Below are 24503 nucleotides of genomic sequence, written 5' to 3' on the forward strand. Positions count from 1 at the left end.
GATAAACTGTTTGTTAATTTAATTTTGATCATGAGGATTCGAATTCTTTAGCCAGGTGTATGCAGGGTCGGTTGCGAATTCTCGCGTGAGAGAATCCACCAGATTGCCAACGGAATGGCGCAGGCAATCAGAACGAAGATCAGGACTGAGAAAAATGGTACGTTAATCGTCGCAGCAATACATCCCGTAATGATCCCAATCGCCACAATGATTTTCCCGACATCCTGTCCCTTCAAACTTCCCAGTTCTTCAGGAGCGCCGGACAGATAAGCCGATGCGGCGAACAGTTCTTCGCCAATTAACGTGTAATCACAAGCGGCTACGAAGAACGGTAGCTGTGAAGGCTCCGCGGTTCCCGCAACCTGAATTGCACCAATGGAATTACCGGTTTCTGCGAGAATTAGAGATTCTGCATAAAACGCACCCATATAAAAACAAGCCGCTGGTTGTTCGCGGACCATCGTTCCGGAAACGGCTGCTACGTAACCAAATTGTTCGTCGGTCACGTAATAGGCTAAGTCAGGATTGTAAGCGTCTGGACGTCCAGCTGAGAGATAAGAACCTTGCAGTGTTTCCCGGGCAGCCGTCATGACGAGTGCGCGTGAGGTGGGAACTTCGACATCGGCATCAAACTCAGCAGCGGTTTTGGCGACGTGCGAAAGAATGTTCAAACCGGCAATGGTCTGAATGTCATTCAAATCCTGAATGCCGGGAACAAACAGAACCGAGCGTCCCATTTCCGTCGCTCGTCCAACGGCTTCGTCGACGGCATTCAAGCCAGCAATTTTTCGCACCTTTAATGGATGTCCGCGTTTGGCAATTTCGATAAAGAATATGACAGACCCGCAAATCACGAAACCGACAAACGCCAGATTCCATTTTTCACCAATAAACCATTGTCGTCTCGTCTGCATCGGCTCTGTCGATTCGGCCAGTAAAATTAATTCGCCCACTTCCGGTTCCCACGAAGCTCGAAAGAAGTAATGAGAGTGCCGCGTTAATCCTGAGACTCGACCGGTAAGAGTTTTCGTTTCTTCATCAAAATTCCAGGTGCCATCGTTGGGCGGAAACTGACTGACTGGTCGATAGGCCCCACCATACTCTTCCGACATGCCGATCAACAAATGGCCTTCGACCTGTTCCAGGTCCTGAAGTTTTTCATAGTAGGAATCGGTCAAGGGAACTGTGATGATTAAGGAATCTCCGTTATCCCAGTCACGATCGTTAATGAATAACTCTTTGATATTCGATGGCTGATCAGTCTCAGTCTCTTGTGCAGAAGTTACGATCGCCGAGAGCAGCACAATCGAAAGACTGCAGGCGAATGCTTTCAGAATTTTAAGGAATGATGTCTGCATAGAGATTTCAATTCAGTCTGCGATAATTTCGACGTTGGCTCGTGGAACGAGGATTTCTTCACCATCTTCGCAGGTGACCGTGAGGACTCTCGCTTTCGAGCCAGAGCCCAGAACCTGAGGCTCGGAAGGTAATGTCGCCACCTGTCCAATCCGTCCAAAATAGGGATCGCGAATCAGTCGTACCGTAACGCCGGGCTCGAGAATCCCTTCAACAACACCCTCGTCAATCGTCTCACTGGAATGAGTTTGATCGAGGGGAATCACAATTTCTGGACGCATCACACCGGCTCGAATTTGCGTGGCACCATTCACCGAAGCCTGGTCACCGGCATGAGAGCAAAGCAATCGATGCGTACGCTCCGCCATCGCGATATCGCCAAAGCCTTCTGTAATGATAAGTGATGGTCCAATTTTTTCCGTTCCGGTAATGGCTACGCCAAGATCGTATCCCAGAATATTCTTGAGGTCCTGGTCATCGATCCCACCAGAAATCACCGCGGCGGCTCCGATCTCAACCGCTTTGGCAATCGCCTCGTTCGTCATCCGGGCTCCACCAATGATGACGCATCCAGACATTTCCGGCTTTATATGCTCTGCTCTGAGAATTTCGTCAGGAGTTTGACAGGCGACCGCAATTGGGCCGTAAGCTTCACTCCCAATTCCGAAAATTCCCTGAATGAATGCGACCGTCGATTCAATCACGACACCATGTTCGGGCATGATGTCAACAACCTTGCCCGTAACGTAAGCCTTCACCTGCACAGGAATCGGTTCGCCACGCAGAATGACTTGTCCGGTAATCTTTGAAACCGCTTCGAGGACTCCCGCCGATTTGGAATTGTATTGCGTTTTGAAGAAGCCGAAAATCCCCTTGGATTCTGCGAGCAGATCGCCGATCTCTACGCGATCGCCAACCTCCTTTTTCATGCAATTCTGAAGCTCAGCTGGCGCGGTCGCGAGTAGATTCGCGAGATTGATCGGGAAAATGTTACCCGGAATCTGGGCTTCTGCAACGACATCTTCGGCTTGAACGTCCTGACCTTTTTGGACATGCACGGACCCGGAAATCGGCAGGATGCGACGGACCCGCAGGTTCGTGCATTCGGTCACTTTCAGTCCTGGTGTGTATGCGTGTGCCATCAGTGCAATTACTTTGAGCTAATTAATGGTTCGTTATCATAAAGATTCAAGGCTTCCACCCACTGAGAAACATCCTGCCGTGAGTAACCTGTTTCACTACCAACAAGTAAAGGACGTCCCCGACCGTCCAGAATGATGCCAACCGTTCCGCCGTGAACGGTTTTTTCGATAGTCTGTCCTTTGCCGTTTCCGACATCCAATTTGCGATGCGGTGTAATACTGACGCGAGCTTCCTGGTCGGCAGCCAGCGGAATTCGTTTGAGTTCACCCGCCAGTATTTCTCCCTGAGCCGTCACGTCTCCTGTGATCCGGTATTCGAACGCCACTTTATTCGGCACCGGTTTACCAGCAGTCGCGATGCAGGTACCCAGATAAATCAGACAATCCCGTTCAAAGACTTCTAGAGCCGCTTGCGGATGAACCTGAGCGAGCACTCCCAGATGCGGCATCATGAAGATGCTGTCTTTGGCCAGCCGAGTGAATCCTTCCGGCTCGAAGGCATCAATCAGCATGGCAGCCGTCTGTTCCATGCGGGGTGCATGTGAGAGGACGCCGCCAGATGCGACCAGCAAATCGAGTTGCATGTTGTCCACAATCGAATTACCACCGGAATCCTGAGTGAATAAATCGCCCACGGTTCGTTGTTGCTGAACACCTTTGAGAGTTGTCGCGAACTCTTTGTGTTGCAAATAAGCCAGCCGCAATGCTTCGCGTGAAACGGCTTGCTCAAAGATCAACGCTTCCAGGGATTGCGGAATCGTTGTCGGGCGAATCATCTTGTTTTTTACGCGATTTCGCAGTTCTCGTTCGTCCATGTCGACATGCACCCACCGCAAAATATTAGGCATTGTCGCTTCGGCGCACACATTCGAAATCGAATAGCTCATCCCCAGATTGGCACTGACGGTTCGATTGAATTCGCCGTGAAACACACTGAAAACATCGGTCGTCGCGCCGCCGATGTCGACACCAACCGCATTAATGCCCGCCGTATCGGCAATCGTTTTCAGGATATTTCCCACCGCTCCCGGCGTCGGCATGATGGGGGCATCGGTCCAGGCGATCAGCTTGTCGTAGCCAGGAGCATGAGCCATCACATGTTCGAGAAACAGATCGTGAATCATATCCCGAGCAGGGCCCAGATTTTCACGGTCGAGAATCGGGCGAACATTTTCGACTTGAGAGAGTTCGACGGAATCGTCAAAGGTCTCCCGCACCATCGGCCAGGCTTCTTTGTTTCCTGCAAAGATGACGGGCATTCGGTATTCGCTGCCGAAGCGAGGTTGCGGTTTGGCCGGGGCGATTAACTCAGCCAGCTGCACGACATGCTTTTCGGTTCCGCCATCGGTTCCGCCAGCCATCAGAATCATGTCGGGACGCAGTTCGCGGATTCGCTGGATTTGTTCAAAGGGTTTGCGTTTGTCGTTGGAGGCAATCATGTCGAGCACAATTGCACCTGCTCCCAGCGCGGCTCGTTTGGCCGAAGCAGCGGTCATCTCGCGGACAACACCTGAGACCAGCATCTGCAAGCCTCCACCGGCACTCGAAGTGGAGATGTAAATATCGCAGCCTTCATTGCCCCGAGCAGGGCGGATGATTTCGTTATTCTCGTCGAGCAGTTTGCGACCAGCCAGTTCGCCGATTTCGGCGATTGCATTCGCCACACCAATTGTCACATTGGCAGCGGGTTCTTCAACAGTGGTTGGAGCTTCACCGCGGTAGGTTTGACGATAATGCCCATCGATCTTCTCGATCATGATGGCCTTAGTGGTCGTACTGCCACAGTCGGTCGCCAGGATGACATTAATCTCGTCAGGAGAAATCACAGGCATCGGTTTCCATACCGGAGTTGTCAATTTATGGGGACGAATCTTCACCCGCGGGCTGGGTTGAAGTCTTGTCAGAGCCTAGTGAATCCGATTCAGTTTTACCACTCAAATCGGGGTTGAGCCTGTCCTGCAGGATATCGATCGCATCCCGACGTTCAAGAAACAGTGCAAACTCACGATACTCTTCGGCTGAAAACAAAGCCGTCGCAAACGGTTCGAGAAAGTGCATTCCCTGAGCACCGATGTAATTCAACGGCCGGGACAACTCCAGAAACGCAGCCGCAGCCGGCACCATTTTCCGCTCACGGATTTTTTGACAAAGCCGGTCGACTATCCGTTCCTGGACCTCAGATAAAGGTTGATCGCTTCGTGGACCAACCGCAAAAGCATGTTTCAATTTTTCCCATGCCATGAAAAGTACCCGCATTTGATTAATAAAATTTGAACCGCGGATGAACGCAGATATACGCAGATGGGTCTAATATCAAATTGGGTTTAATGCCGACCATCTGTGGTTCTTGTATTGGCAACTCGTTTCCATGAAAGTTTTGAATACTTGAAATTGAGAATTAGGCCAACTTGTAATCTTGTAAGCTTTAAATAATTCAACATTTGTCCAAGTTCTGTGTCACCTATTCGATCAATCGTCTTTGTTTCAACGATCACGGAATCGTAAACGATCAAATCAGGAATATACTCTCCAACAAGAATGTTTTTGTAAAGCACATCATATTTTCGCTGTTGGATGACGGGAATTCCTCTCAATCTCAATTCTACAACCAGTGCATTTTCATAAGGCTTTTCAAGTAAACCAAGACCAAGCTTATTACTGACTTCGAAAGCTGCGCTTAAGATACTCTCGGTTTCATCTTTAAATAAAACTGTCATTAATAAATCTCATAATAAAATTGAACCGCGGATGAACAGAGGTTAACGTGTTTGAAAAACATCTGCGTTCATCCGCGTTTATCTGCGGTTCAAAAAAACTTAACCCAGTATATCCTCAATCACATGCGGTTCTTCAACTCCGGTCAGGCGCATATCAAGCCCTTGGTGTTGGTAGTAGAGTTGGCGGTGGTCGAGGCCGAGCATGTGGAGCATGGTGGCGTGCATGTCGCGGACGTGGGTTGGTTTTTCGACCGCGTGGTAGCCGAATTCATCGGTGTTGCCGTGGGAAGTTCCTCCTTTGATTCCACCTCCAGCCATCCACATCGAAAAGCCTTTGATGTGATGATCGCGCCCGACTCCTCCTTTGCCCTGGAACATCGGTGTGCGGCCGAATTCGCCTCCCCAGATGACCAGCGTTTCCTCTAGCATACCGCGTTGTTTGAGGTCCTGTATCAGGGCATAAGTCGGCTGATCGGTCAGGCCACAGCAGACCTTCATGTACTTATCGAGCCCGCCATGATGATCCCAACCGCGATGATACAAATGGATAAACCGGACTCCGCGCTCTGCAAGCCGACGGGCTAAAAGGCAGTTGGAGGCAAAAGAACCATCGCCCGGTTTGGCTCCGTACATATCGAGAACATGCTTCGGCTCGTTCGACATATCGACTAAATCAGGGACGGAGGTCTGCATCCGAAAGGCCATTTCATATGCAGAGAGTCGGGTTTCGAGTTCCGGGTTCTGTACTGTTTTCTGACGATGCTGATCGAGTTGCCGAATCGTCTCGACGATTCGGCCTTGTTGAGAGTTGGAAATTCCGCCGGGGGGCTTTACATAATAGACAGGATCTCCACTGGAGTTGAATTCGACTCCTTGAAAACGACTCGGGAGAAAGCCAGCTCCCCATTGTCGTGAAGCGATTGGCTGAGGATTTCGGCCGCCGACACTCGACATCACCACAAAACCGGGCAACTCCTGAGTTTCGGAGCCGAGGCCGTAGGTGATCCAAGAACCCATCGAAGGCCGCCCCGAGATGACGGTGCCGGTATTCATGAAAGTGTGAGCTGGGTCGTGATTGATCTGCTCGGTATGCATCGATTTGAGAACGCAAATGTCATCGGCCATTTTCGCATGCCAGGGAAGATAATCGCTGACTTCGAGGCCACCTTCTCCATATTTCTGAAACTTCGTAAGTGGCCCCTGAGCGATCAGTTCTTTTCCCTGCAATTGGGCAATCGGCTGCCCGGCTGTGACGGAGGCTGGCATCGGCTGCCCGCTGAGTCGCTCTAGTTCTGGTTTGTAATCGAAAGTTTCCAGATGCGATGGTCCACCAGCCATGCACAGGAAGATGACCCGCTTGACTCGCGGTGGAAAATGAGGCTTTTGAGATTGCTTATGAGCAGGACTCGCTTGAGTCTCATTGTTCAATAAATTCGAAAACGCAGCAGCTCCAAGGCCAACCCCTGCTTGGGAAAGGAATGTGCGACGGTTTAAGTGAGTGGCTAATTGATAATCAAAAGACATAATGTTTCTCACAAAAAGTAATAAATCATGCAGGCGAGCCCTGCCAGTTATGGCAGGGGTATTCTCATGATGATTAAAATGAAGTAGCGAATGATCGTCGAGAATGACTCAGACCCACCCGAGTCATTACTGACTCGGCTCGCCAAAATCCTTTTGTTGGTCAGTTGCGTGTTGTCACTTCGCTCAGGTTTAAGAGGACACGAGCGACTTGTGTCCAGGCTGCCAGTTGATTCTGAGGAAGAGTCGCATTTGCTTTCTTCAATCCGACATTCAGCAGTTTCTCTGCATCTTGAGGATTTGTCTGATAGTATTGGAATTGATCATCCAGCAATCCGAGTAACATCTCCTGTTCGAGTACATCGGGCTGACGGGACAAGGCTAATTGATACGCGTAGTTCAATTGCAATTGTTCCTCATCTCCCCCCTCAAGCAATATTCGCTCAGCCAGACATCGAGCCGATTCGAGGAATGTTGGGTCGTTTAATAATGTTAAAGCTGCTATGGGAGTATTGGAACGTGGTCGCTCGGCAGTGCACTCTTCCCGGCTTGGGGCATCGAAGGCTTTGAGCATTGGATGAAGAAACTGACGCTGCCAGTGCATGTAGACGCCGCGTCTCCACTGCTGTTGATTCGTGTCGGCTGTATATTTGCGAGTCGGAAAATTCAAGTGTCGATAATAACCTGCTGGTTGATAGGGCTTGATACTTGGTCCGCCATATTCGCTGACCAGCAGTCCGCTCACGGCTAACGCATTATCGCGAATCATTTCGGCAGGTAGACGATAACGGGACTGACGGGCGTAGAGTCTGTTTTCAGGATCGATTTCCTCAAGTTGAGAATTGCTTAACGACTCCTGACGATAAGTATGGCTGCTCGCCATCAGTTTGAGCATATGCTTGATATCCCATCCAGAATCGACGAATTCAATCGCCAACTGATCAAGTAGTTTTGGATGCGTCGGCGGGCTCCCCTGACCGCCGAAATCATTCAGGTCGGCCAGTCCATGACCAAACATCAAGCTCCAGAGACGATTCACAAACACGCGAGCAGTCAACAGGCCGGAACCATTCTCGGCATCGACCAGCCAGTTTGCCAGATCGAGACGTGATGATCGATCAGAAGTTTTCAATGTTCCTAGAAACTCGGGAATAGCCGGTTGGACGATCGGTCCAGAATCATCCTGCCAGTTGCCACGGGGAAGAACTCGCATTTCACGAGGTTTGATCGAGGCGGAGATCATCGTGAGTCGTTTTGATTTATCGATCGATTTCAGTTGGGACTCGGCTGATGAATATTGCTTGAGTAGTTGAGATACTTTTTCGTCACCGGAAATCAATGCAGGCAAAATCTCCCTACCGAGTTCCTGAATGTGCTGTTCGATCTCTTGACGTTCTTCGCGTTGCTTGGGAGATAATACGGCCAATTCGGGCTCCCGTCGGGTGGGTAGCGAATTTCCGCCATTTGTGAAATGTTTCGCTTCATCGAGATCGGCAAAGAATGCCGCCATGGAGTAGAAATCCGTGATTGTGTACGGATCGTATTTGTGGGAATGGCATTGAGCACAGCCCATGGTTGCTCCCATCCAGACTTCTGAAACATTGCGAACGCGGTCAGCTGCATAGATAGCAAGATACTCTTTCTGCTGCAGACCTCCCTCGTGAGTCGTTTGTAGCAGGCGGTTGTAGCCTGAAGCAATTAGGTTGTCGACATTCCGGTTGTCCAGCAGATCGCCAGCCAGTTGTTCACGGGTGAATTGATCGAACGGTAGATTCTGATTGAAAGCATTGATCACCCAATCCCGATAAGGCGAAATGCTATGATCCTGATCGCCGTGATAGCCGACGGTGTCGGCATAGCGAACCAGGTCGAGCCAGTACATCGCCATTCGCTCGCCGAAATGAGGTGAAGCGAGTAGTTGATCAATTAACTTGCTGCGAGCAGATTCGGAAGAATCGTTGAGAAACTGTTTTGCCATTTCTGTTGTTGGGGGCAAACCTGTCAAATCAAAACAGAGACGACGGAGCAGGGTGATCGAGTCGGCATCAGCAGCAGGAGTCAACTTCTGTTGATCCAGTTCCTGCATCACAAACGAATCGATCAGATTCTCGCACCATTCTGGATTCGAAACTTTTGGAATGGAGACAGCTTTCGGAGCAACATACGCCCAGTGAGGCTCCCAGTTGGCGCCTTCTTCAATCCATTGTTTGAGCTTTGAGATATCCTGCTCAGTCAGTTCCTTTTGAGCATGATGGGGCGGCATCTGCAGATCTTCATCGTCACTGAGGATGCGGGCCATCATCTCACTATTTTCCGGTTCGCCCGGCTTAATGACGGCATAGCCGCCGCGGTCTTCCAGAGCGGTTTCGAGTTGATCAAAACGCAAATAGGCTTCGCGAGATTTTTCTTCCGGGCCGTGGCATCCAATGCATTTATCGGAAAGGATGGGCCGGATATCGCGATTGAAGTCGAGAGGGGCCGCCTGAATCACATTACAAAAAGTGAGAATCAGAATCGTTATTATTGTGATAAATTGAGCAGGCATGGGGAGCACAATCAATTGGAGGGATTGTAGTGGGACGGATCAAGTATATTTTATTCGATTGTAAGATGGAATGCGAACAGTTTTGCCTCAAAACCGTCAAAACAAGGACGTCTTAGGCTAAAACCTTGGGAGATTTAGTCTGGAGAGTCGAACACAAAGGCTGGACATTCTAAACTTCCAATAACAATCCATGTGTAAATGAAATTGACAGGAGCAGTCGAATGGCTCGAAAGGCCACTATTCAGCGTAAAACTGGCGAAACTGAGATCGAACTCACACTCGACATCGATGGGACTGGGAATGTGGAGATTGAGACCGGCGTCGGTTTTCTTGATCACATGTTGACGCTGTTCGCAAAACATGGGCTGTTCGAATTGTCGGTGAAAGCCGTCGGTGATTTGCATGTCGACCATCATCATACAGTCGAAGATATCGGGATTTGTCTCGGCAAGGCGATTCATCAGGCCATTGGCGATAAGCAAGGTATCACCCGATATGGTTCGATGACCTTACCGATGGACGAAACGCTTGTGACTGTCGCACTCGATTTGAGTGGGCGGGTCTGGTTTGAAAATCGGTTCGCATTTCCGACCGAAAAGATTGGTGAGTTCGATACGCAACTCGTCGCAGAATTCTTTCAGGCGTTCGCGGCAAACAGCCTGATGAATCTGCATGTCGTTCTGCATCACGGATCAAACAGCCATCACATTTCTGAAGCGATTTTCAAAGCGACTGCTCGTGCATTGAGAATTGCCACGACCGTCGATCCACGACAAACGGGAGTACCATCGTCCAAGGGGACATTGTCGGAGTAATTACGCGGCCTGGGAAGAACTTTCATCTTCCGGGACTTCGTCTTCTTTTTGATCTGTGACAGTAGGATCCAGCTCGCCCCCTTTGCGAAGTTCGGCAAAGTTGGGGAGTTGATCGACACGGCGGATTCCCATGTATTGCAGGAATGCTTTGGTTGTTTCGTAGAGAAACGGGCGGCCGAGCGAATCGTCTTCGCCGCCGATGCGAATGAGTTGCCGTTCCATCAGTTGCTTGATGACTTCCGAAGACTGAACCCCTCGAATCGCTTCGACATCAGCTCGGGTGATTGGTTGGCGGTAAGCGATGATCGTCAATGTTTCCAGAGCCGGTGGCGTCAGTTTCATTTCGACATGGCGTTGATGAATCCGATCGAGCCATTGAGAATACTCAGGACGTGTCAGTAGTTGATAGCCGCTGGAGATTTGTTCGATGCGAAACGGAGACAGATCGGCATCGTACAATTCATTGAGTTGTTCGACCAAATCATGACACTGATTCGCATCGACCAGTTTGGCGGCATCGACGAGTTTCCGAGCAGAAAGTGGACTGTCCGCTACAAATAAGACGGCTTCCAGTCGGGCTATCTGTGGCGTACGAAGTCCACTGGTTGAGTCAGTGGTCTCAGTGGTACGAGAGTAAAGTCGAGCAATGCGTTCCCGTTCTCGAGAACCTTGCTGCCAGATCGCAGCAGGAGTCATCGATGACCAGTCGGTCTGTCTCGTGAACGGGGAGTTTCTCATGTCGATCAGGGAATGCTCTAGAAAATTTCTGTATTGCTGCTTTGACTTCTGGCGGAATGCCAGGGTTCGACTTGCTTGAGTGTTTTCAATAAGGCTTGTAGAGGATCGTTTGCCTCGGCTTCGAATCGCAGCACTGTCGCTTTGCTCGCAGGTCGTGCGTAGCAGGCAAAGTGAGATGTGCCGGGGACAATTCCCGGTTGAATGCGGTAGTCGGTAATTCCCATCTGAGCCAGGCGGGCAATTCCCTGATCCCAGGTTAGAGTCCCGGAGGGATTTTCCTGAGTCCCAAAAGCAGACGGCGTTGAAAAATCCTGTGAATTTCCCAGTGATGTTGTCTGAACCGGAGGGGTATTTGTGGAGTTCTTCGAAAGGTTGACTGGTGTGGAGTCCTGTGCAGAGTCTCCAAATACTGGAGCAGGGGAATCGGACCAGGAAGGAGCGGAGGTATCTGCGATCGGATCCTCAGCCAGAAAACCAGTTTCATCAATGGTGGCCGCGAGTGATCCAAATTGCGGGATGCCGAAGATAGACATCAGCGGAATGGCTGCCAGTGGCAATGCCATGAATATGGTCATCAAAAAACCAGCAATGCGTCCCTGCATCTGATTCTTCCTTAAATATGTCTTTGGTCTTACAGCACAATTCTGCAGCTGAAATGACCGAATTCTAATATTATCCGGAATTCCCCCCTTGGAATTCAGATCTGGATTCTATCTGAGAATCTGAAATCCAGCAACAGGAGAATCAGGCTGGTAATGCCGGTTTAATCAACAAAAAACGCCAGATCCCAATAGAATCTGGCGTTTGACATTGAAGACTATGATCAATTCACGGTTTAGGAATCAGACTTTTTAGGCTTTTTTCCTTTTCCTTTGCCTTCTCTTGCAGTTGGCAGTTTGGACTGTTGTTCTTCGGTCAGTACTTCGCGGACTTCCTTGAGGAATTCTGTTTTTAAGGCTTGAGACTGTTTGCGGATCACAGCCAGCTTTTCGCGATCAACTGCTGAAAGTTCATCCTGAGATGATTTCATGATTTGACGAATTTCTTCCTGAGATTTGCCCGCTTCTTTTGCGGCTTTGACAGCTGCAGCCTGTTGTTTCCGCAATTCGGCTGGAATCACTTCCTGAGTCTGCTTTTTAAGATCCTTGGCTTTGTCGGAAAATTTGGCGCGTATCTTTTTAACTTGAGCTTCCTGGTCGGCTGTCAACTCGATGCTATCAGGCAGAGCCAGTGCTTGCGGAACTCTCTCCTGATTTCCTTTTTTGCCCTTTTTAACTTTATTGGCTGGCTTTTCAGCCTGAGCAATACAGCAGACCATGCTCAGCATCATCACAGCACTCATCATTCGAATCAGCATTCCCCTCACCCCTTTTCATATCAATGAACATGTAGACCAGAGTCAAGCACATTCAAAACAACAGATAAACCTCACTAGAATAGTGAGCGTTAGAAAGTAGTCGCCGTAAAAAATGCCACTGCCAGCTTGACCGACAGTGGCTTCAAGTCGCAGCAATATTGATTAAGTAAACAGTTCGTTGATGACATGACCATCACGCACAATCATCACGGGGCGCCCGGTTGAAGTGTGATATTCCTGTTCGTGATTAATACCCAGAGCATGGTAATAGGAAGCGGCGACATCATCGGGTGTAATCGCTTCGTTCAAGGGGCCGAGGGCTTTGTCATCGCTGGCTCCAATGACTCGACCACCGGAGATTCCACCACCAGCCATCAGCATGAACATCGCGCGAGGATAGTGATCGCGTCCGACTCGCTCGTTATTAATTTTTGGGGTGCGTCCAAATTCTCCTGTGACCAGCACGGCAGTTTCTTCCAGCAAGCCTTTCATTTCCAGACCTTTGAACAAGGCAGCCAGTCCCTGATCAAGAGGTGGTAGTAGACGTGTTTTCAAGTTATTCCAGCCGTCGCGGTGAGTATCCCAGCCACCAGTTGAGACAGAGACAAAGCGGACTCCGGAATCAATCAACCGTGTTGCCAGCAGGCAGCTTTGTCCGAAGGGAGACTCGCCGAACATTTGCGAATATTCGGGTGATTCCTTACTGACATCAAACGCATTGCGCGCCTGTGGCGATGTGACCATGTCGTAAGCTTGCTGAGAGAAGCGATCGAGCCCGCGTAGAAGGTCGTTCTGCTGTTCAAAACTTGAGAACGCGGTATCAAGATCCCCTCGCAAATTTTTACGACGTTCGATATCGGAAACGGTAATTCCATTTCGCAGGTCCAGTCCCCTTACGCTATAAGGCTGACCGACTCGTGGAGTGGAGCCTGTATGCAGCGGAGCGTATTGAACGCCGAGATATCCAGGACGCTGATTCGTGTTCGGGATCGAAACGAAAGGTGGCAATTCTGGAATGGTTGGCCGTTCCTTGGAAATAACCGCTCCATAACCTGGGAATTCCAGAGATGGCAGGGGGCGGTTTCCAGTATTTACATATTCGGAACCGAGTTGATGAGCGGCTAATGTGTGAGACACACCTTTGAGAATGACGAACTTATCCATCACTTTGGCAAGTTCCGGCAGGTGTTCGCAAATCTGGATGCCGGGGACGTTGGTGTCAATAGGATTGAACTCACCTCGATACTCAGCGGGTGCATCGGGCTTCAGGTCAAAGGTGTCCATATGACTTGGGCCACCGGGCAGGTTGATGAAAATAGCCGACTTCGCCTTGGCGGTCGATTTCACAGCACCCGCTTGGGCGATGTTGAGATACTGACTCAGTGACAATCCCGCAAAACCCAGTGCGCCCACTTTCAGGAAATCGCGTCGCTTGGCTCCGTCGCAAGTTTTGTGCATGGCCATGATTACTTCTCCAGTATGAATTGAATGGAAGTGTTGAATTAAATATGACGTCAATGATTGATCTCGTCAGGCAGTGCCTGACCTACAGCTTTGTGATCAGTCTCCGTTTAATGGTTGATGATGAACTCTTTAGTGTTCAGCAAGGCCCACATGATATCCCGCATGCCATCCACCGGATTATTAGCCGATTCGATTGCAGATAGTGAACGCTGCAATTCGACTTGAGTTGGATAGCGACTGAGTGTTCTCAGATATGCTGTATTGATGGCAGGTGTGTAATCGATATTCGAGTCGAGTATTGCATCAACAACTTCGGTGTTTTCCTCGGCCTGTCCGTACCTGGCTTTATAGGCTTTCATTTTGGCTTTAACGGTTTTGATTTTCTCGACATCTTTCTGCTTTTTAAGTTTTTGGAGATAAGCCTCAAACCGTTCGACAACTTCTGAGTAATTTTTTGGTTTGGGGGGAACCTGCTCGGTTTTTGCATTAAATGGAGCCTTCCACTCTTTGGCGAGTTCCGCCAGCCAGCCTTTTCGTGAATCGATTTCCGAAAGGAATTCGTTGTCGTTATTCAGATAAAGTGTTTGCAGCAAGGTAGGCTCTGAAGAACGATCGCAGTCGCAATTGTTATCGCGAGAGGATTTTCCGAAGATGGTTAATGCATAGTTATTGCCTCCACGACCCTGAGCAGTGCCGGGAATGGCAATCGCACGATCTTTCAGATCGCTCAAATACACCGCGTTTTCATCAGAACTTGAAGTCGCTTGAGCAATCACATCCATGGCAACTTCTGCATGAATTCGGCGAGGCACGGCTCGGCTGAAGTTGCGGTCATCCTGGATATTGGTCTCATTCGGCTGCCAGCTCAACTGATACGTATTGCTGTTACAGATTTCCCGATGCAGCCATTTGATATCAAACTTGTGATCGATGAAGCCCTGAGCAAGATGATTCAAGAGAGCTTCATTGGCTGGAGGATTGGCCAGACTCAGATCATCGGTCGGTTCCACGATGCCTCGATTGAAATAATTTGCCCAGACTCGATTTACGAATGACTTTGCAAACAATTCCTGCGCATCACCCCGTAACCATTTCATGAGCGGTTCACGAGGATTTTGAAATTCATTTAGATCGAACGGTTCCCCACCCAGCACACGGGCAGTCTGACCGATGGTGTTACTGTTTTTTGAGTTCTTCTTTTTGCGATTGACTCGTGGAGCCTGATCGACCAGAGCCGGGAAGGGAACCACTTCGCCCTTGCCGAGCTTTCTAGCCAGTTCACGACGCAATTCGTTGCCACGCAATTTTCCATCGACATCGATTTTGTCGAGCATTGCCTGATATTCATCGCGATCGGTGCCGTTTGGGGAATAGCGGGTGCGGGAGAAAATTGGCTGGAATTGTACGAAATCTTCCTGTGTCCACTGATCAAACGGATGTTTGTGGCATTGAGCACATTGAATGCGAATTCCGAGGAACGTGTAGGCGAAGCCGATAGAGCGGTCTTCTGGTTTCTGGAAGTTTCGACGAGCCCAGAAGTAAGGGAGTGATTCCTGATCCGCAAAGCTTTCACAGGATTTATCATTATAAATCTCTGTCATCCGTTTGCAGTATTCTTCGTAAGTTTCATCGCTCCTCTGGCTTTCAGCTAACACAATTCCTTCGACAATTTTGTCGTAGGGCATATTCTGTTCGAAGCGATGACGAACCCACTCGTACCATTCCTCAGAAACTTTATTGTTATTGTAAGAAACATTGTTGAGCTGATTAATGTTGTTTCCGGTGATGTCATTAAAGCGAGTAGCCCACCAGGCTGCATAAGCAGGAGTTTCCAGCAGTTCATCGATTTTACGAGCACGCTTGTCGGAAGAATTATCAGCGAGAAAGTCCTGAACCTGTTGTGGTGTCGGCAAGGTTCCTGTGATATCGAGTGTGACGCGGCGGAGGAAATCTTCGTCGCGAGACTTTTCAGAGGGAACGATTCCCAGCTTGCGTAATTTCTGGACTACCAGTTCATCCACTCGAGTTGGTGTGGCGACCTGAGGATAGTTTTTGCCGGTGCGATCACTGACAGGCTGAATGACGGGAACAGCGGTGATGCCGTTGTCGTAGAAGACAACGATGTGGGAATCGCCAGCTGTCTGGGCAGTGACTTCTCCGTTTTCACTCACTTCCGCGATGGAAGTGTCGTTGGATTGGAATCGGCATAGTGGAGTGACATCTTCCCGGGTACCATTTTCCCAGACTGCGACGACATTTAACGACTGTGAATCCTGAGCAGACTGAAATACGATTTCATTGGGGGTGACTTCCAGGCGTTCCAGTTTATAAGGTTTTTCAACCGGTTTTGCGCCCGCTTCGATCCAGTTCAGAAAGACCTGATACTCCCAGTTGCCTGTTTTGATCCGCTCGCCACCTTCGTGCTCTTCCACATTTGTTGCTTTGTGCAGAGCATAACTTTCGAGGGGATCGTCGGTATCGATTCGCTCGGACAAACCGTCATGATCCATTTTGAAATCGTAGCCGAAAAGCGAGAGTTGAAACCCGCCACGCCCCTGAAACGATCCATGGCATGATCGACCATTACAGCCGATTTTGCTGAACATTGGCAGAAGATGACGCTGGAAGTCTGGAGTTTCTTCAGTTTCCTGACTGAAACGCTCATTGATTGGTGGGATGACTTCGCCACGAAGTTCAGCCAGTTGAGTCAACGGAAGTGATAGTCCTGCGATCAGGATAACCAGGTAGGATTTCATCTCAGCTCCCTCAATGAAAACTGTGCTGTGTGAGTTGAAGCCGTCTCAAATTGTTGTCGACGACTTATAATTGAATCAAAGTCTTATTGTTTTGCCTGCTTTTCAGTTTTATCAGGCGGATACATTTTGCGAATGCGCTGTAGCTGTTTGTTGATATTTTCTTCTTGATCCGATTGGCTGCTGGCGATTGATTCCTGAATTCGTTCGAGTCGTTTTCTGGCAGCGACTTCTTCCATTTCCAGCAGTTTGATCTGAATCTCCAGTTTCCGCGTATAAGCTTTTTTGATGTTCTGCATGGCCGCATCGTAATCCGAAGCCATAGGCAAAGAGGCGACCAGCAGATTGAGCCGGGAGGTCAATTTCCAGGCTTTGAGTTCGAGGTCGTAACGTTCGGGATTGCGACTTTTGGATCTGGCGAGTTTTTCACTGACTCGAAAAATCTCTTCAATGGCTTTGCGAAACTGTTTTTGATCGATCTCGCGGAGTGCCTCTAGTAATTGAACCAACTCCGGGTGATGAAGTTCCGCAAACTTTAAAGCCGCAGCTTCACGCTCGGGGGTAATTTCCCATTGATCGGCATTATTGGAGTTAGTGTTATTTGAGTTCGTGTTTTTAGAGACGGAAACACTGGAACTGTTACGTTCCGGTTTCATCGCCTCGCCCAGGTTACTCAACGAGACAACGGCAACAATCGCAATCGTTATGTTGAAGAGGGATTTGATCCGCATGATTAAAGGGCCTCTGCGTCAAGTTTGATTGAAGGCGAGGCGGGGAGCAGTTCCTCTTTGCGAGTTTGTACAGCTGCAATCATCCAGTTTGGAATTGAAAGTGAATCGTCCTGATCTGCGTTTGCAGGAAAGGATTCTTCATAGGCGAGCAACTCTTCATCAGAGACCGATGCGTGGATGACATCGTCATCAGCTTCTGTTTGCAGGTCATACCAAGCCGAAGCGATGATCGCATTTTGATTCTGTGGTAAGGTCACAGGCTGAGGATTCGTCATCGTCACTTCCGTTGCAGGCGATGTCTTCCATTCTGAACTGAAGTAGCCGAGTGATAAGCCGATAAGAAATGCAGGAACGATTCCCATGAAAAGGAGCTGGAAGGTTCTGGACGTTCTTTTGTTTTGCTGATGTGAGGCTGGTGATGAAGCCGAGATGACAGGAGCGATTTCATGCGAAGAAACGGGTTGCAGTGCAGCCAGAACTTTTGACGACTCGGAAAGAGCAATCTGCAATTCAGGATTATCCAGCAGTTCCTGCTCAAAGGCAATCACTTCTTCAGGCGAAAGTTCATCCGCCAGATACTGGAATGATTTCAAATCAAAATCGGACATCTCAGTCCACCTGCCAAATACGAAATTGTAATTATAAAAGATCGATTAACGATCTGCCTTACTCAAATTGCTGCAATGCCTGTCGCAAAACTTTCAGGGCTCGGGTCATGCGTGTGAGGACCGTTCCAATTGGAATTTGCAGCACTTGGGCGATTTCTGCAAACTTCATTTCTTCAAAAATTCGCAGTTCCACAATCACTTTCAGCGAATCAGGGAGGCGTTCAAAAGCTTTGCGAACTCGCTCTGCTTCTTCTGCCTGAATCAAATGATCGTTCTGTTCTCCCCGAAGCTGCGAAAAGAAACTTGCCAATCCGGTGTAATGGTTTTTCTGGCGAGTTTCATTTCGCTTGATTCGAGCCACTTCGTTAAAAGCAACTCGATACAGCCAACCCGCACTTATTGTCAGCTCCTGATCTTCCGCCTCTTTCCTTTTGATCTGTTCCTGTAGTTTACTGAACGTTTGCTGCAGGATGTCATCAGCGAGGGAGGAGTCTCTCAGGTTTTTAATCAAATAGGCCCGCAACCCAGCCGCATGAAGTTGATAAAGTGATGAGGCAAGATCAACCAGAGGCGGAATTTCTTCCGCTGGTAAATCGTCCTCAATTTCCTTCATAACTTCACCGGTCAGTCCTGTTTTTCTTCCGGGGTACACAGTTAATGCGCAGCCCGGACTGATTATTTTGGGATTACTCAGAAATTGAGAAAAAAGCGTCAGATTTTCAATAATTGCCAGAATTCAACCCTATTCCGAACGTCGATGGCGGATCTGATCAATAAAGACAGCCGTGATAATAATCGCACCTAAGATCATCTCCTGCATGGGGTTACTGATACTCAATTGAGTGCATCCGCTCTGAATCACAGCCATGATGCCTGCGCCGGCCAGAGTCCCAAGAACGGTTCCGCTGCCTCCGTTCAAACTGCCTCCACCAATCACAACGGCTGCAATAATCTGCAATTCCATCCCTGTTCCTGAGGTCGGATTTCCGACCGTGAGCCGGGAAAAGAGGAATAACCCGGCTATTCCGACAAACAGTCCACCAATCACATACACCAGGATTTTGGTGCGCGCGATGTGCACGCCACAGAGTCGAGCGGTGCTTTCATTAGAGCCCATCGCAAACACGTGGCGACTGAATACGGTGTATCTCAGGACTCCAGCGACAAGAATGGCCAGTCCTAAAGCGACCCAGACACCGACCGGCAAACCCAGTAGCAGCGCGTCATCGCGAGTACTTGTGAATTGCCGTAACCACTCGGGAACCTGTTCGAGTCGATTTGGTCGCACTGTTGTTTCTTTTGCGATCAACTTGGCGATGCCGAGATAAATTGACATTGTGCCCAGGGTGACAATGAAGGGAATCATTCTGAGAAAGCTGATCAGCAATCCATTGATCAACCCGCAGAGGCATCCAGTCAGCAGACAGAGACCAATACTCACAACAGCTGAGTAGTCGGCTTTCAAGGCAAACGCCAGCACGGTTGCACACAGAGCCATCCCGGTTCCTGCAGAAAGATCAATTCCGCCGGAGATGATAATGAATGTCATTCCCAAAGCAGCCACGGCTACTGTCGCCGTGTTTCGGGAAACGCTCTGGAAGTTACTGACTGTCAGAAAATTCCCGCCATTTTCCTGATACTGATCAGCGACACCAAACAGGAGAACGACAACTCCCAAAGCAATCAGAGGGCCAATTGCTGAGAGCATATTTAACAACCAACGCTGCGCCTCGCTTCGCATGAAAATCCTGACAGTCTTGAAAATGGCGTGTGAGTCGAGTAATTCTTGCCTGAGAAGATTAATGTAACAAATCGACATATATCTATCACAGTCGCTCGTCAGCTTCCATTAAGGTAGACTCAAAATAATGAAGTATGCTCCTTCAATTCTCAAAAAACTTAAATTCGTGAGCGCCTGTTTGACTCTGATAGCAGGGAGTCTGTTCATCGGGAATGCAGTCTTTGCGAAATCTCCCAACGTCTTGCTGATTATCACTGATGATCAGGGCTATGGAGATGTTACTTCCCATGGCAATCCTGATATTCACACGCCTGTGCATGATCAACTGGCTTCGGAAGGGGTGCGGTTTGATCGCTATTATGTCTCCCCGGTCTGTGCTCCGACGAGAGCCGCCTTGCTGACGGGGCGATATCATCCGCGAACCGGTGTGCATGGGGTGACGCGCGGGCATGAAGTGATGCGGGAGGATGAGGTGACCATCGCGGAGGTCCTCAAGGCGAATGGTTATTCTACGGGAGCCTTTGGCAAATGGCACAATGGGGAAAGTTATCCGCATCATCCCAACGGGCAGGGCTTCGATGAGTTCATCGGCTTTTGTGCAGGGCACTGGAACAATTATTTTGACACGCCACTCGAGCGAAACGGCGAAGTCTTTCAGTCGGAAGGGTTCATCATCGATACCCTGACGGATTACGCCATCGACTGGATGAAGAAGCAAAACGAAGCGAATCAGCCTTGGTTCTGTTATGTCCCTTACAATACGCCGCACACTCCCTGGCAGGTGCCTGAGAAGTTTTGGAAAAAATATCAGGGCAAGGGGCTGGAGCCAGCAACCGCCTGTGCCTATGCAATGGTTGAGAATATTGATTTCAATATGGGACGTCTGCTGGAATGTGTAGATGATTTACAGCAGCGTGAAAATACCATCGTCATTTTTATGACCGATAACGGAGCCAATACCAATCGATACAATGCTGGTATGCGCGGCCGAAAAGGCTCGAATCATGAAGGAGGAACACGGGTGCCATTATTTATTCGGTATCCGAATGTGATTCCTGCAGGCCTGAAGGTTGAAGAGATCACCGCTCACATTGACATCCTGCCGACGCTGGTCGAGTTGACTGGAAGCAAGTCAATTCCGACAAAACCACTCGATGGCAAAAGTCTTGTTCCATTGATTCATGAGCAAGCCGAGACCGTCGATAAGATCTGGCCTGAGCGGACTTTGTTTACTGTCTGGAAAGGTAAAGGAGCTGCCCGAACTCAGAAGTGGCGAGCAGTTATGGGAGGGAAATCTGGCTGGATGTTATTCGATATGCAAGACGATCCCGGCGAAACCAACAATGTCGCTGAAAAATATCCGCAAGTCATAAGAGAACTTGCAATGCAGTACGAACAATGGTGGGCGGATGTCAGTCAGGAGGGATTCGATCCAATTCCAACTGTCGTTGGACATTCCGATCGACCAGAAACTTCTCTCTCCGCACATTATTCTTATCTCGAACCTGCTCAAGGGCAGGGGATCAGTTATCAGGGGGCGAATGGCTGGGCGAACGACTATGTGACCAACTGGACGAGTGCAGACGCCTATGCCAGGTGGCCGGTTGAAGTGGTCAATTCTGGTCAGTATGAAGTTTCAATTGATTACATCGCCGATGAAGAGGCGGTGGGATCCGAGTTGCAGGCGGAAGTGGCTGCTCAGAAAGCTTCCGTGACCGTTAATCAAGTTCATAATCCACCAGTCATCCCTTCTCCAGATCGCATTCCCCGTAAAGAAGTTTATGCTAAGGATTGGAAGCGATTGAAAGTCGGCATGCTGAATGTGGATCAGACTGGAACATTCGATCTGAAATTGAAAGGTCTTTCCAAGCCGGGAAAACAGTTTCCAGAGATCAAAACCATCATCCTCAAACGGATCGTTGATTGAAAACTACACCAGTAGGACAGGCACGAGCCTGTCTGGAAAACATCGACCTCAAACGATAAGAATGAAATCATTTCATCAGACAGAAAATGAAAACTATGAAAAATAAGGTAACGCTCCTGTTGTGTTTATTCGCGATGTGGACTGCACCACCGTTGACTGAAGCTGCAAGAAAGAATGTTGTGCTCTTCATTGCCGATGATCATGGTTTTCAAATCGGTGCTTATGGTGATGAAGTCGCCAAGTCGCCCGGGTTGGACCGACTGGCAGCAGAAGGGACGAAGTTCACGAATGCTTATTGTACAACCGCTAGTTGCTCTGCCAGTCGTTCGGTGATTATGACGGGGCTCTACAATCATGCGACAGGCCATTATGGCCATGCTCACGGATATAATCATTTCGGGACCTATCAGTCGGTAGTCCCGTTAACGAAACATCTCGATGCGGCTGGTTATCGCACCTGTTCAATTGGCAAATATCATCTGGCTCCTTCAGATGTTTATTACTTCGAAAGCTATGAAAACAAAGGGATAAAAGGAGGATCCCGTAATCCAGTTGCCATGGCCAATAATGCAGGAGAATGGATTAAAAAAGAGGATGATCGTCCTTTCTTCCTCTATTTCTGCACGTCCGATCCCCATCGTGGCGGAGGGCCCGGAAACTTTGCGAATTTTAATAATCGTGACAACCCGTATCCGGAAACTGAGCGAAATCAGTTCAAAGCGGACGACATGATCGTCCCCCCCTGGCTGCCGGAGACGCAGGAAGTTAAGGAGGAGTTAGCCGAGTATTATCAGGCCTGTAATCGAGTTGATCAGGGAGTGCAAAAACTCTTTGAAATTCTTGAAGAGACGGGACATCTCGATGATACGCTGTTTATTTTCACCAGCGACAACGGTCCTCCATTTCCGGGAGCAAAGACGAACCTCTATCAACCCGGTGCAAACTTGCCATTTATTGTGAGAGATCCTGATCAGAAAACTAAAGGTCTGACGACAGATGCCGTGATCAACTGGACCGATATCACACCCTCGATTCTCGAATACTGCGATGTCACACCCAAGAAATATCCACCTTTAAGAACGACGGAAGTCGGGGCACCGACTCCAAAAGGGAAAGAGGTTCCCTACAAATTTCATGGACGTTCGTTTCTGCCCGTGCTGACTCAGGAACATCCTGAGAATTGGGACAACACCTTCATGTCGCACACGTTTCATGAAATTACGATGTACTATCCGATGCGGGTTGTGATTGAAGGGGATTACAAACTGATCTTCAACATCGCTCACCAGTTGCCCTATCCGAATGCTTCGGATTTATTTGCATCTCCGACCTGGCAAAGTGCTTTGAAGCGAGACGAGAAAACCTTCGGCCAGAAGACGATTTACGATTATGAAAATCGCCCCCGCTTCGAGTTGTACAATATCGCTGAAGATCCTTACGAGGGGAAGAATCTTTCGTTTGATCCAGAGCATCAGGAAAAACTGAAACACTTGCAGGAGAAGTTGCAGGCGTTTCAGAAGCAGACGAAAGATCCATGGGAATTGAAATGGCGTTATGAATGATAGGCAATCGGCTTTTGTCCAACGAGTAATTTCTTCTCAACCTGACTACACATAAAGACTGACTCACAACGAATAGGAACCCACGATGCGACTTCAAATGATTGCCATTCTGATCGTTATGTTGAGTACTAGTTTTGTTCAAGCCGCAGAGCGTCCGAATATTCTTTGGATTTATCTGGAAGATGTCAGTGGCTGGTTCAGCTGTTATGGCGATCAGATTATCGAGACACCGAACATCGATGCCCTGGCAAAATCAGGAGTGAGATACAATCGTTTCTACACACCTGCTGGCGTCTGTTCGGCAACTCGCTCGGCCATAATTACGGGGTATATGCAAACCTCGATTGGGGCACACAATCATCGCAGTTGTCGGGCTGAGTTCCGGGGGCAGTCGATGGGTGAGTATGACAAAAACGTCTTGCCGGATTATGCAACTCCGCTTCCTATCCGGTTCCGTGAAGCGGGGTACTGGACTTTCAATGATGGTGGTAAGGACGATTACAACTTCGAATGGAGCAAGGAAGCGTTTTACGATTATGAACGGAGTCGCGGGGGGTGGAGAACGGATAATTTTGTAGCCGGGAATTGCTGGAAGGGAAAACCAGAGGATCGGCCTTTCTTTGGACAGATTCAACTCGGTGGTGGCAAACTTGGGAACAAGGCTCCTCAGGTGATTGACCCGGCTATTGTTCCAGTGCCGCCGTATTATCCCGATGTCCCCATCGTTCGAGAAGAGATCGCTCATCATTACGATTGTTTACTGAAAACCGATGCAGAAGTCGGCGAAGTGATTGCTGCTCTCAAGCGGGATGGTTTGTATGAGAATACGCTTATTTTCCTGTTCAGCGATCACGGAATGAAACTGCATCGGCATAAACAATTCCTGTTCGAAGGCGGAATTCACATGCCTCTCATTGTTGCCGGTCCTGGTGTTGAGGCTGGTAAAGTGACGGATGAGTTGGTGAGTGGAATCGATATCTCCGCGGCTAGTTTGGCGGCAGCTGGAATTGCAATCCCAGAGAAGATGGAAGGCAAAAACTTTCTTGGAAAGCGGCATCAGGAAAGGCAGTATGTGTTCGCTGCGAGGGATCGATGTGATTATACGATCGAGAAAATTCGCGCGGTTGTGTCTCCTCGATTCAAATACCTGAGAAACTATCTGAACGATCGACCTTACATGCAGCCGAGTTATAAGGACAGTTGGGAAGTCTCTCAGAAATTCCGGGAAATGATGGCTGAGGGAAAGATGAACGAAGCCCAGTTGGTATTCTTCGATGATTCAAAACCGGCTGAGGAGTTTTATGATCTGAAGAACGATCCTCATGAAATTCACAATCTGGCTAATGATCCGAAGTTCCAGAAGCAGTTGGAGCAACATCGGGCAGCGTTACAGCAATGGATTGAAGAAACGGGAGATCAGGGACAGGACACGGAATCAGAAATAGGATTGCGTTGTGTACTCAAACGTTGGGGAGAGAAGTGCGTCAATCTGGAGTACGATGCAGTCCGGGATAAGAATTGAATAG

General features: G+C 49.0%; 20 protein-coding genes. 4 read left to right on the forward strand and 16 right to left on the reverse strand.

The genetic code is table 11. The annotated features are described in order from the left end of the window. Nucleotides 1-47 precede the first annotated feature (47 nt). The 7 genes from Pan54_RS26030 to Pan54_RS05410 form a co-directional block, all read right to left on the reverse strand. A complete protein-coding gene (locus tag Pan54_RS26030) occupies nucleotides 48-1358 on the reverse strand; it encodes a DUF6754 domain-containing protein (protein ID WP_207310044.1) in 1311 nt (436 codons plus the stop codon). 12 nt (nucleotides 1359-1370) lie between these two features. Continuing rightward, the gene (locus tag Pan54_RS05385; RefSeq protein WP_146502537.1) at nucleotides 1371-2498 is read right to left on the reverse strand and encodes a hypothetical protein; all 1128 of its coding nucleotides are present in this window, start codon (nucleotides 2496-2498) and stop codon (nucleotides 1371-1373) included. Nucleotides 2499-2506: 8 nt separating this feature from the next. Continuing rightward, on the reverse strand, nucleotides 2507-4330 hold the full coding sequence (locus Pan54_RS05390) for a glutamate mutase L (protein ID WP_146502538.1): 1824 nt from the start codon (nucleotides 4328-4330) through the stop codon (nucleotides 2507-2509). Nucleotides 4331-4355: 25 nt separating this feature from the next. Further along, a complete protein-coding gene (locus tag Pan54_RS05395) occupies nucleotides 4356-4739 on the reverse strand; it encodes a hypothetical protein (RefSeq protein ID WP_146502539.1) in 384 nt (127 codons plus the stop codon). A gap of 83 nt (nucleotides 4740-4822) precedes the next feature. Continuing rightward, entirely contained in the window at nucleotides 4823-5215 is a 393-nt protein-coding gene (locus tag Pan54_RS05400) for a GxxExxY protein (protein ID WP_146502540.1), read from the reverse strand. A 99-nt stretch (nucleotides 5216-5314) separates the two neighbouring features. Further along, entirely contained in the window at nucleotides 5315-6739 is a 1425-nt protein-coding gene (locus tag Pan54_RS05405) for a DUF1501 domain-containing protein (RefSeq protein ID WP_146502541.1), read from the reverse strand. 160 nt (nucleotides 6740-6899) lie between these two features. Then, nucleotides 6900-9281, reverse strand: coding sequence for a PSD1 and planctomycete cytochrome C domain-containing protein (locus tag Pan54_RS05410; protein ID WP_146502542.1), 2382 nt, complete (start codon nucleotides 9279-9281; stop codon nucleotides 6900-6902). A 221-nt stretch (nucleotides 9282-9502) separates the two neighbouring features. On the opposite strand from Pan54_RS05410, the gene hisB reads away from it, so the two are divergent. Then, a complete protein-coding gene (hisB, locus tag Pan54_RS05415; RefSeq protein WP_146502543.1) occupies nucleotides 9503-10096 on the forward strand; it encodes an imidazoleglycerol-phosphate dehydratase HisB in 594 nt (197 codons plus the stop codon). Here hisB and scpB read toward each other — a convergent pair whose 3' ends face one another. The 9 genes from scpB to Pan54_RS05460 all read right to left on the reverse strand — a co-directional run bounded on the left by scpB (nucleotide 10097) and on the right by Pan54_RS05460 (nucleotide 19488). Then, nucleotides 10097-10834 (reverse strand): SMC-Scp complex subunit ScpB, encoded by a 738-nt coding sequence (gene scpB, locus Pan54_RS05420; RefSeq protein WP_242631225.1) that lies wholly within the window; start codon nucleotides 10832-10834, stop codon nucleotides 10097-10099. It lies immediately after the preceding gene. 17 nt (nucleotides 10835-10851) lie between these two features. Further along, entirely contained in the window at nucleotides 10852-11436 is a 585-nt protein-coding gene (locus tag Pan54_RS05425; RefSeq protein ID WP_146502544.1) for a hypothetical protein, read from the reverse strand. 233 nt (nucleotides 11437-11669) lie between these two features. After that, nucleotides 11670-12191 carry a hypothetical protein gene (locus tag Pan54_RS05430; protein ID WP_146502545.1) on the reverse strand — a complete coding sequence of 174 codons (522 nt, stop codon included), beginning with the start codon at nucleotides 12189-12191 and terminating at the stop codon, nucleotides 11670-11672. A 162-nt stretch (nucleotides 12192-12353) separates the two neighbouring features. Then, nucleotides 12354-13655 (reverse strand): DUF1501 domain-containing protein, encoded by a 1302-nt coding sequence (locus Pan54_RS05435; protein WP_146502546.1) that lies wholly within the window; start codon nucleotides 13653-13655, stop codon nucleotides 12354-12356. A 107-nt stretch (nucleotides 13656-13762) separates the two neighbouring features. Beyond that, nucleotides 13763-16411: a DUF1549 and DUF1553 domain-containing protein gene (locus Pan54_RS05440; RefSeq protein ID WP_146502547.1), complete on the reverse strand. Its 2649-nt coding sequence runs from the start codon at nucleotides 16409-16411 to the stop codon at nucleotides 13763-13765. A gap of 83 nt (nucleotides 16412-16494) precedes the next feature. Continuing rightward, complete coding sequence (locus Pan54_RS05445) at nucleotides 16495-17139, reverse strand: hypothetical protein (RefSeq protein ID WP_146502548.1); 645 nt, start codon at nucleotides 17137-17139, stop codon at nucleotides 16495-16497. A gap of 2 nt (nucleotides 17140-17141) precedes the next feature. Next, entirely contained in the window at nucleotides 17142-17747 is a 606-nt protein-coding gene (locus tag Pan54_RS05450) for a hypothetical protein (protein WP_146502549.1), read from the reverse strand. Between the two features lie 58 nt (nucleotides 17748-17805). Next, nucleotides 17806-18360 (reverse strand): RNA polymerase sigma factor, encoded by a 555-nt coding sequence (locus tag Pan54_RS05455; RefSeq protein ID WP_146502550.1) that lies wholly within the window; start codon nucleotides 18358-18360, stop codon nucleotides 17806-17808. Between the two features lie 129 nt (nucleotides 18361-18489). Further along, nucleotides 18490-19488 carry an ABC transporter permease gene (locus Pan54_RS05460; protein ID WP_146502551.1) on the reverse strand — a complete coding sequence of 333 codons (999 nt, stop codon included), beginning with the start codon at nucleotides 19486-19488 and terminating at the stop codon, nucleotides 18490-18492. Between the two features lie 178 nt (nucleotides 19489-19666). Here Pan54_RS05460 and Pan54_RS05465 point away from each other — a divergent pair, with 178 nt between their 5' ends. From Pan54_RS05465 to Pan54_RS05475, 3 genes are all read left to right on the forward strand, one after another. Then, the gene (locus Pan54_RS05465) at nucleotides 19667-21415 is read left to right on the forward strand and encodes an arylsulfatase (protein ID WP_165441596.1); all 1749 of its coding nucleotides are present in this window, start codon (nucleotides 19667-19669) and stop codon (nucleotides 21413-21415) included. Between the two features lie 95 nt (nucleotides 21416-21510). After that, the gene (locus Pan54_RS05470) at nucleotides 21511-22977 is read left to right on the forward strand and encodes a sulfatase family protein (RefSeq protein WP_146502553.1); all 1467 of its coding nucleotides are present in this window, start codon (nucleotides 21511-21513) and stop codon (nucleotides 22975-22977) included. 85 nt (nucleotides 22978-23062) lie between these two features. After that, a complete protein-coding gene (locus Pan54_RS05475; protein ID WP_146502554.1) occupies nucleotides 23063-24499 on the forward strand; it encodes a sulfatase family protein in 1437 nt (478 codons plus the stop codon). Nucleotides 24500-24503: the final 4 nt, after the last annotated feature.

Source organism: Rubinisphaera italica (genome assembly GCF_007859715.1).
GTDB lineage: Bacteria > Planctomycetota > Planctomycetia > Planctomycetales > Planctomycetaceae > Rubinisphaera > Rubinisphaera italica.

Bases quoted from the DNA above. Each gene is read 5' to 3' on its own strand.
- Pan54_RS26030 (WP_207310044.1), bottom strand. From the start codon at position 1,358: ATGCAGACATCATTCCTTAAAATTCTGAAAGCATTCGCCTGCAGTCTT.
- Pan54_RS05445 (WP_146502548.1), bottom strand. From the start codon at position 17,139: ATGCGGATCAAATCCCTCTTCAACATAACGATTGCGATTGTTGCCGTT.
- Pan54_RS05450 (WP_146502549.1), bottom strand. From the start codon at position 17,747: ATGTCCGATTTTGATTTGAAATCATTCCAGTATCTGGCGGATGAACTT.
- Pan54_RS05455 (WP_146502550.1), bottom strand. From the start codon at position 18,360: ATGAAGGAAATTGAGGACGATTTACCAGCGGAAGAAATTCCGCCTCTG.
- Pan54_RS05440 (WP_146502547.1), bottom strand. From the start codon at position 16,411: ATGAAATCCTACCTGGTTATCCTGATCGCAGGACTATCACTTCCGTTG.
- Pan54_RS05410 (WP_146502542.1), bottom strand. From the start codon at position 9,281: ATGCCTGCTCAATTTATCACAATAATAACGATTCTGATTCTCACTTTT.
- Pan54_RS05400 (WP_146502540.1), bottom strand. From the start codon at position 5,215: ATGACAGTTTTATTTAAAGATGAAACCGAGAGTATCTTAAGCGCAGCT.
- Pan54_RS05475 (WP_146502554.1), top strand. From the start codon at position 23,063: ATGCGACTTCAAATGATTGCCATTCTGATCGTTATGTTGAGTACTAGT.
- Pan54_RS05390 (WP_146502538.1), bottom strand. From the start codon at position 4,330: ATGCCTGTGATTTCTCCTGACGAGATTAATGTCATCCTGGCGACCGAC.
- hisB (WP_146502543.1), top strand. From the start codon at position 9,503: ATGGCTCGAAAGGCCACTATTCAGCGTAAAACTGGCGAAACTGAGATC.
- Pan54_RS05405 (WP_146502541.1), bottom strand. From the start codon at position 6,739: ATGTCTTTTGATTATCAATTAGCCACTCACTTAAACCGTCGCACATTC.
- Pan54_RS05430 (WP_146502545.1), bottom strand. From the start codon at position 12,191: ATGCTGATTCGAATGATGAGTGCTGTGATGATGCTGAGCATGGTCTGC.
- Pan54_RS05470 (WP_146502553.1), top strand. From the start codon at position 21,511: ATGAAAAATAAGGTAACGCTCCTGTTGTGTTTATTCGCGATGTGGACT.
- Pan54_RS05435 (WP_146502546.1), bottom strand. From the start codon at position 13,655: ATGGCCATGCACAAAACTTGCGACGGAGCCAAGCGACGCGATTTCCTG.
- scpB (WP_242631225.1), bottom strand. From the start codon at position 10,834: ATGAGAAACTCCCCGTTCACGAGACAGACCGACTGGTCATCGATGACT.
- Pan54_RS05425 (WP_146502544.1), bottom strand. From the start codon at position 11,436: ATGCAGGGACGCATTGCTGGTTTTTTGATGACCATATTCATGGCATTG.
- Pan54_RS05395 (WP_146502539.1), bottom strand. From the start codon at position 4,739: ATGGCATGGGAAAAATTGAAACATGCTTTTGCGGTTGGTCCACGAAGC.
- Pan54_RS05460 (WP_146502551.1), bottom strand. From the start codon at position 19,488: ATGCGAAGCGAGGCGCAGCGTTGGTTGTTAAATATGCTCTCAGCAATT.
- Pan54_RS05385 (WP_146502537.1), bottom strand. From the start codon at position 2,498: ATGGCACACGCATACACACCAGGACTGAAAGTGACCGAATGCACGAAC.